The organism is Waterburya sp. (assembly GCF_058530065.1).
The window spans coordinates 1-7,957 of record NZ_JBZNBU010000231.1; the positions used below are offsets into that span (position 1 = coordinate 1).

The 7,957-nt window shown below is 35.9% G+C and carries 7 protein-coding genes and 1 tRNA gene; 4 read left to right on the forward strand and 4 right to left on the reverse strand.

The window, feature by feature from the left end:
- A partial coding sequence (locus AC33VI_RS14050) for a GAF domain-containing protein (RefSeq protein ID WP_491782893.1) occupies positions 1 to 750 on the reverse strand: 750 nt, incomplete at its 3' end.
- A gap of 232 nt (positions 751 to 982) precedes the next feature.
- Here AC33VI_RS14050 and AC33VI_RS14055 point away from each other — a divergent pair.
- Positions 983 to 1,492: a GNAT family N-acetyltransferase gene (locus AC33VI_RS14055; protein ID WP_491782894.1), complete on the forward strand. Its 510-nt coding sequence runs from the start codon at positions 983 to 985 to the stop codon at positions 1,490 to 1,492.
- Between the two features lie 145 nt (positions 1,493 to 1,637).
- Here the strand turns inward: AC33VI_RS14055 and AC33VI_RS14060 are convergent.
- Positions 1,638 to 1,710 (reverse strand) — tRNA-Arg (locus AC33VI_RS14060).
- A 180-nt stretch (positions 1,711 to 1,890) separates the two neighbouring features.
- Here AC33VI_RS14060 and AC33VI_RS14065 point away from each other — a divergent pair.
- The gene (locus tag AC33VI_RS14065) at positions 1,891 to 2,286 is read left to right on the forward strand and encodes a DUF4346 domain-containing protein (RefSeq protein WP_491782895.1); all 396 of its coding nucleotides are present in this window, start codon (positions 1,891 to 1,893) and stop codon (positions 2,284 to 2,286) included.
- Positions 2,287 to 2,892: 606 nt separating this feature from the next.
- Here AC33VI_RS14065 and AC33VI_RS14070 read toward each other — a convergent pair.
- Positions 2,893 to 3,471 (reverse strand): hypothetical protein, encoded by a 579-nt coding sequence (locus AC33VI_RS14070; RefSeq protein WP_491782896.1) that lies wholly within the window; start codon positions 3,469 to 3,471, stop codon positions 2,893 to 2,895.
- 111 nt (positions 3,472 to 3,582) lie between these two features.
- Between AC33VI_RS14070 and AC33VI_RS14075 the strand changes: the two genes are divergently transcribed.
- On the forward strand, positions 3,583 to 4,896 hold the full coding sequence (locus AC33VI_RS14075) for a recombinase family protein (protein ID WP_491782899.1): 1,314 nt from the start codon (positions 3,583 to 3,585) through the stop codon (positions 4,894 to 4,896).
- Positions 4,897 to 5,002: 106 nt separating this feature from the next.
- On the forward strand, positions 5,003 to 5,623 hold the full coding sequence (locus AC33VI_RS14080) for a DedA family protein (protein WP_491782897.1): 621 nt from the start codon (positions 5,003 to 5,005) through the stop codon (positions 5,621 to 5,623).
- A gap of 45 nt (positions 5,624 to 5,668) precedes the next feature.
- On the opposite strand, the gene AC33VI_RS14085 is transcribed toward AC33VI_RS14080, so the two are convergent.
- Positions 5,669 to 7,045 (reverse strand): ABC transporter substrate-binding protein, encoded by a 1,377-nt coding sequence (locus AC33VI_RS14085; protein WP_491782898.1) that lies wholly within the window; start codon positions 7,043 to 7,045, stop codon positions 5,669 to 5,671.
- Positions 7,046 to 7,957: the final 912 nt, after the last annotated feature.

A 7,957-nucleotide genomic window follows, 5' to 3' on the forward strand; every position in this document is an offset into this window, starting at 1 on the left:
AGGTACGCTAGAAGTAGTTGCCTGTTGCCAGTCGGGGGAATCTCGAATAATTTTTTGCGGTTGATGAGGATTGTACAAACCAACACATTTAACAAAGCGATCGCTTTTTGTCCAGAGAGAGAGGGTGCAAGCATCCACTTGGAGAGCCGAACCCAATTCTTCAGCGATCGCTGCAAACATGACAGGAGACTCTAAACTAGAATGAATCGTAGCAGTAATGCGATTAATTGTTGCTTCTTTTTGAGCTAATTCTTGGAATTTTTCTCGCTCTAGCATTTGACAAATCGACAATTTGGCTTGATTTGCCATAATTTTGGCAGCCTCAATTTCTCGTTCTTGCCAATTCCCTAGTTTTTTAAGACGATGTAACGTCAAGGAGGCGGTTAAATTTGCTTGAGAAAATAACGGTAAAGAAATTGTCGAACAAATGTTAGCTCGATTGCAAGCTCGTTCTGCAATCGATTTAAGAGATGATAAATTTCTCCCGTATTTGTGAATGACTAAATTATCATTGAGAGAAAGATGAGAATAATTTAAGACAGTAAGCTTGAGTAATTCTCGGTTAACCTGGTAATTCTTGAGATTTTTTAATCCGAAAAAATACTTTTCTAGGTTTAGAGACAATTGATTAACATATAAAATAGCTATATCTATGTTGGGCAGTTGAACGCTAGCATCAACAATAGTTTGTCCCAGTAATTCCCAAGATAAATTATTTAAAAGTAGTTGATTATCTTCACATTTCAGCATGAAATTTATCTTAGTTTTTAGTAGTAATTTGGTTATGTAATAATCTGGTTTCAATCTCCAATTACGAGCAACACAATACTATTATTCCCAAACAAGCCAGGAAAAATTCACTTTCTGTCTGGGCTTGGCAATCTGCGATTACAATAACTTTAGAAACTAAGTAATTTCTCTCTTAATGGTATTAAGATCTAATATCGATAACAATTGGTGTTTAAATATCAGTGGGGCTGTTATGGAAGATACGCGAGCAGTCAGTTCTATCTTGGCTAAGAGTTTTTACGATTTTCCCGATGTTATTGGTTGGATATATCCATTTTTGCAATTTACCATCAATGAAGATTTGCGCTATCGTTTGCGTTCCCATGCTCCTCTCTACGCTTGTTTGGTAGCAACGGTAGTCAGATCTGACAGAGAAGAAAATTCAGAAATAGTGGGTACTGTCGAAATTTCTTTACGCTCTTCTTCTTTTTGGTCTAACGAACCTCAATATCCTTATATTTCTAATTTAGCTGTTAAACAGAATTATCGTCGTTTGGGTATTGGCACTCAATTACTCGCTAAATGCGAAGCCATAGCCCTTGATTGGGGGTATAAAGAAACCCGCCTTCACGTTCTCGATCGCAATGATTCGGCAAAACAGCTATATTGTCAGAATGGCTATCAAATCTCGCAAATAGAAACTAACTGGGGCAATCTTTGGTTTGATTATTCTCCTCGGTTATTTTTGAAAAAAATGTTATAACCCTGTTTAACCTATAACCTATAATTCTATGCCTTACCCATAAGTCTACAAATTCTGACTATCATTCGAGTCATCCAATTTTGTGACATTAATTCTTTAAATCTGACAAATAATTCTTTAATGTACATTAATGTACATACACCTACGAGCGCGGCAGGATTTGAACCTGCGACCTACAGAACCGGAATCTGTTGCTCTATCCCCTGAGCCACGCGCCCTAGAAAAAACAATTATATTTTTCTTTCCTATTTAGTAGTTTAGCTTAAAACTTTTTGGCGATCTTGAATTTTAAGTTTTAAGTCAAAGATTTATTATAGATAAAGTAGACTTTAGATGATAAATAATCTTTTAGGATTTATGATAATTGTTTATTAGTTAGACAAAGATTCCGAATTTTAATGCCAATTACAACTATAGATAGCGATCGCCTAAAAAACATAGATGACGAACTTTCTAAACGTCCTATCTCCCTAGATCCTGGCGGATACTATATTATATATCTTGATCGCGAAGCAGGTTTGATTTGTGCCAAACACTACACCAACATCATCAACGATAAAGGTTTGGCAGTAGATCCCGATACGGGAGAGGTAATTGCTTGTGGCGGCAAAAAAGTAGAACGAGTAGCCGAAACTTTATATACTGCTAGAACTGCTAAGGAATTATGCGTCAAGGTCATTGAAGAACCAAATCCTTGTCCCATAACTATGTTAGACCACGCGGCATATCTCGGTAGAGAGTTTGTCAAAGCCGAATATGCTCTAGTTAACGATCTCGAATATATCCAAGATTAGAATAAGTATTTAAACCGAAAAGCGATCGCCCTACTCATAAAGAATAAGGCGATCGCTTGGAAGATTATTCAGCTTCTCTATAACAATGCACTAAATAAAAAATTCTTCTTTTGTACCTTTGCGTCTCTGCGGCTTTGCGAGAAACAAAATCTCAATAATATTAAGTGCAACTTCAAGGAGAAATGATATTAGAGACTGTTTGTACAGTAAATGTTAAATAACAATACCTCTCCTTTAGTGATACTCCTACACTGATTCTGTCGAATACAGTGTAGGCTTCTTTAGGTAAAGGGTAAAGGGTAAAACGTAAAAAGGTAAAAAGTTTTGTGGTTTATTAGTATTTTTAAACTATAACCAGTTCTTTTATTCTTTAATCTATATGTAGTGTTTAATTTGCGACGAGACTTGCTACCTCGTTTTTTGGCAGATTTGCGCTTAGATATCTTGGCTAGTTTGTTTTGAGATTTACGAAAGGACTTCTGTCAATTATTAACTGATGGGTTAATATTTCTCCCCGTCTCCCAGTCTCCTAGTCAACCCTAACCAGTCATTTTGTGCTTGACAGACCAGTAGCCGTACTTTATTTTGTCTATTCCACAAGGCTCATTAACGAGATTGATAGGTTTTATCAATTACCCAATCATCTTTGGCAAAGGTAAACTCGGTTTTGGTAATTGCCTTTTGCTCGAACAACCAACGCAATCGTTCTATTTCTTGAGTCATATCTCGATCGCGATCTATATAAAAGTATTTTTCCCGCAAGTATCTTTTGCGCTGCAACCATAGTTGATTTAAAAAGATTTCTAAGGCACGACGATTGGGTTTATTCCGAAGAAAGATAATTTTTTTGCGATCGGTAGTTTCGATTACTATATAGTGTTGCTGCTTTACTTTATATAGAATTGTAAAAATTAATGCTACTGCCCCAGAAAAAATAGCTAGAGTCCAGTCAGTATTTAAAAATAAACTTTGTAACAAAATACAAACAGTAAAGCTGGTTGCTGTTAGAGCGATTAAAAATAACTTTTGATTTCTACGACTGCGTATTTGAACTTCACTTTTTAGTTTTTCATAAGATACATAATTCTCATATTCTCCTTGAACATCTTGCAGATGAAGTTTTAGTTTATTAGGTAACAAAATGAAACTTCTTTTTTCCAACCATGCCCTTTGATGTAATTCCATTAACACCAGTCCTTGCTCTCAGGTAAAATCAAATTTAGATAAATCTATCCTCTAAACTTTAATTGTAAAGCTAATAATATTAATTATTTTTAGGCAACTAATAAAATGAGTATTAAGATTCTTGCCTATATTTATAGTAATCCTTTAATTGGTGAATCTCCTAGCCAAGATATCTGGGGTTGGGAAATAGATAGAGTTTATCAAGATGTAGGAGATCGTTATTCTCTCCACCAATTATTAGCAGACTGTCAGCAGCAAACACCAGATTATTTATTACTTCGTCGCCTCGAAGAACTAGGAGATAATCTCGATCTGATTAGCGATCGCTTGTTTGAATTAGAATCTCTTGGTATTGAAATTATTACTACAGAAGATGACTATTGCTCCTCTAAGTTTAATAATCTTAGCAGTTGCGATCGAAACAAGAAGTTGGCGCAAATATTAAATAAATTACATCAAAATCGTCAAAGTACTCGACTTAAACTAGGTCACAGTCGCAATCGTTTAAAAATACTTCCTCCCCCAGGAAAAGCTCCCTATGGTTATCGACGGGGACAAGATAAATATCTGATTGATAAAAGTACCGCTCCTGTAGTTAAAGACTTTTTTGAAAGATTTTTATTGTTTGGTTCTTTGAGAGGGGCAGTAAGATATTTAGAGAAACGATATGGCAAAAAAATATCCCCTTCAACTGGTAAAAAATGGCTGACTAGTCCTGTATATCGTGGAGACTTAAAATATCAGAATCGAGATTTAATTTCTAACACCCATGCAGCAATTATCAATCGCGAAGAAGCTGCTCAAATCGACCGTTTGCTGAGAAGAAACAGCAGACTAGCTCCCCGTACTGCTAGCGCGCCTCGTTCTTTAGCTGGGTTGATTAGCTGTCAAAAGTGCGATTTAACCATGAATATTGTTCGGGTTACTCAACATAATAAACAAAAGGAATATTTATATTTGCGGTGTCAGCAATGTCCTCAAAAACCAAAGTGTAAGGGGATTTCTTACGATTTAGTATTAACAAAAACTATTGAAAAAATTTGTGTAGAATTACCCTTAGCTGTCGCTCAATTAAATTTACCCAATCAGAGGGCAATTGAAGACAATTTGAGATTAAAAATTACAGAGAAAAAAAATATACTCGCTCGCCTACCTTCTCTGTTAGAAACCGAAATTTTAGACCGCGAAACCTTTGACCTGCGTAACTATAAAATACGGCTTGAAATTGCTCGACTAGAACAACAACTGGCTCAACTTCCGCCTAAAAATTTACCAGCGATCGCCAGTACTGTCTCCATAGCTCAATTTTGGCTAGATCTTTCCGAAGCAGAAAGAAGATTCTATTTTCGCGAATTTATTCAGCAAATCAAAATAATTCGCCATGTAAATCGAGATTGGGAATTGCAGTTGATCTTTGTTTTTTAGTTTATTTTAAATATTATTTCTTATTTCTCAAGCTTATAGATAATTGACACTTATACCTAGTTCGCGTCAAGATAATAGAGAACGTTAATCTTTGTTAAGACGTTGGATGTCATTAGAATTTTTTGATTTAGATACTCTGCAAGAAATTGCTCGCCTATATGGTTACTGGACGGTTTTTTTTGGTATTGCTTTAGAAAACATGGGTATTCCTCTTCCTGGGGAAACTATCGTCATTGTTGGTGGTTTTTTAGCGGGTAGTGGAGAATTGAACTACTGGCTAGTCTTAAGTAGTGCGATCGCTGGTGCAATATTGGGAGATAATTTCGGCTATTGGGTTGGCAGAGTTGGCGGTTGGCAACTTCTAGTGAAAATAGGTAATATTTTTCGCATCCCCGAAGAACAGTTAGATAAAGCCAAAGAACGTTACAGTCAAAATGCCGCCCAGGCAGTTTTTTTTGGGCGTTTTGTCACTATTTTAAGGATTTTTGCAGGACCTTTGGCAGGTATAACCAGAATGCCTTACAAACAGTTTTTGTTGTGTAATTTTGGCGGTGCTGCGGTTTGGGCGAGTACCATAGTGACTCTGGCATACTTTTTAGGGAAAGTCGTCAGTCTCGAACAGATTGTTAGTTGGGTAACTCAGTTTGGCATTGCTGCTTTATTGATTATTATTATTGGTTTTATTATTTGGGAGTACGGACAAAAAAGACTATTACCCAAAGACTGAAAACTGTACGGGCGGTTCGCGAACCGTGCCTAACAACTAAATTAACTACTGGCAAGCATCAACTGCCATATCTGGACTGTGAGTTGCTACAGAGACAAAGTCATAGCCAAAGCCAGAATTATTTCCTTCTACAACCTTAACTAATTCTATTTCCGCAGCGCGATCGCCTGTCGGGAGAAATCTAATTTCTTTTTCTGCTCCCTGAGCGACAAATTCAGGAGCAAGAAGAGTTTGTTTAATTCCTTCGCGAGTAGGATTAGTTTCCATTGCTTTGGCTAAAGCCATTGTGGCATCGTAGGCTAAAATAGTACGCCAATTAACTCCTCCTCCCCAAAGCTCTTGGGCAACAGTGAAAAATTCAGAATCGTTGTTTTTAGTATGCCAAGGAACAGAAATTACCATGTCCAAAACATTATCTTGACCGAGTTGCAAAGTACGAGGCTTATAGAAGCTATCTCCTCCAATTAACGGTAATTCTCCGTCATTTACCAAAGCGATTAAAAAGGTTTTATCTAAGGTTTCTAAAGCATTTACTCCTGAAGAATTGGGAAATAAAGCGATCGCTTTTGCACCTTTAGCCTTGGCTTTATCTAAGATATCGACAATATCTAAATTAGGCTCGCTGAAATTAAATTCTGCTACAACCGAACCATTTTTACTTTCCAAACTGGCTTTAAAAACATCTCGCAGAGAAGTACTGTAGCTACTAGCGGAGTTATATAATACTGCTGCCCGATCTACCCCAATCTGGCTGACAAGATGTTCTGCTAAAGCATTTCCTGCAAAGCAATCACTAGACACGGTACGAAAAACATAGTTACCTGCGTTAGAAATAGCCACAGAACTACTAGTGGGAGAAATAGCTACTAAACCTTTACTTTGATATATTTGCGCTGCTTCTAGGGTTACGTCGCTGGAAAAATGACCTAGTATACCCAAAATTTCCGACTCTTGACTAAAATATTCGGCAATTTTGCGGGCTAAAGTAAGATTATTACTATCGTCAGCAATTACTAATTTAATTGGCTTGCCATTAATACCACCATTTTGATTGATCGCATCTTGGGCTTGGGCTGCACCCCGCAAAATTTCTTTGGCTACATTGATTTCGGCATCGATAGGTACTGGTACGCCAATGGTATAAGAGGCTTGTTTGCCAATGCGAGCGTTGTTTAAATAAATTTTAGTTTCAGGATCGTTGCGTTGTTGTTTTAAGCTACTTTCCCATTGTTGGATTGCTTGTTGGTAATTTCCGTAGTTATAAGCATTAATAGCTGCTTGTTTTAAAGTACTGGGATTGGGATCTAAAAGGCTTATTTCTCCCGTACTAATTTTACGCTCCAAATTAACTGTTTTTAGGGAATTAACAGTCATATTATCCGTTACTTGATTAACCATTGAGGAAGTGGGACGATCGGGCATAGATTTTCCACAACCAATTAAACCCAGATTGACTATTGATAGAAATAGAAATAATTTAATTTGCAGCTTGCTCCTCATCATCTAAAAATATCACCTTTAAGTTTTAATCGCCCACATTTGTCTTTAATTAGATTAATCCAATTAATATTTTATTATTTTGTTGATTTACTTATATATATAAACCAAAAAAGCTAGTTTAGCTATGAGTCATTTCATTTAACATTTATATTTCGTAAGGAAACGCAGACTTGAATCCTTGTCGAACTGTATCCTGTAAAGACTGCCAAACTTTTTTCTCTCTCAAGGAAGAGGCTTGAAACCAAAATGTTTAATGTTTAATGTTTAATGTTTAATGTTTAATGTTTAATGTTTGGTCATGAGCCATTGAAGATAATGCCAATTTATTGCTGTCTGATGGGAAACGAGATACACGCGAAATTTTTTGTGTTTTGCGTTTTGGTTTAATTTTCTAACTAATCCAGGATATCGAAGCATTTTAGGCAATTTTAAAGAGCATTTAAGTTTACAATTTCAGTTTAGAGTTGATTATTATCCTCTCAATCTATTAAAACTTGCTGTAATAATAATCTAATCTTGAATATAGATACTGAACTCTTTATTCTTTCTTCATTAACAACTGCATTTTATTCAAGTTAAAAAAAGCTAGAGAAAAAGTTAGAAAAATGTATTGTTCTTTTCTCTTTTGTCCTTAAACTCCTAAATAAACTCACAATACCCAAACCTTTAATGTTCAATAAAGTGAAACTACTTATACCATTTCTCCTTGAAGTTGCACTTACAGCCGTTTTCAGTTGAATAGCTCTCTGGGAAAATTTACTAGTTCGTAGTTTTTAGTTTTTAGTTCTTAGTTTTTAAAGTTTAATTATGTGGTCTACCCATGTGAAAAGCGCA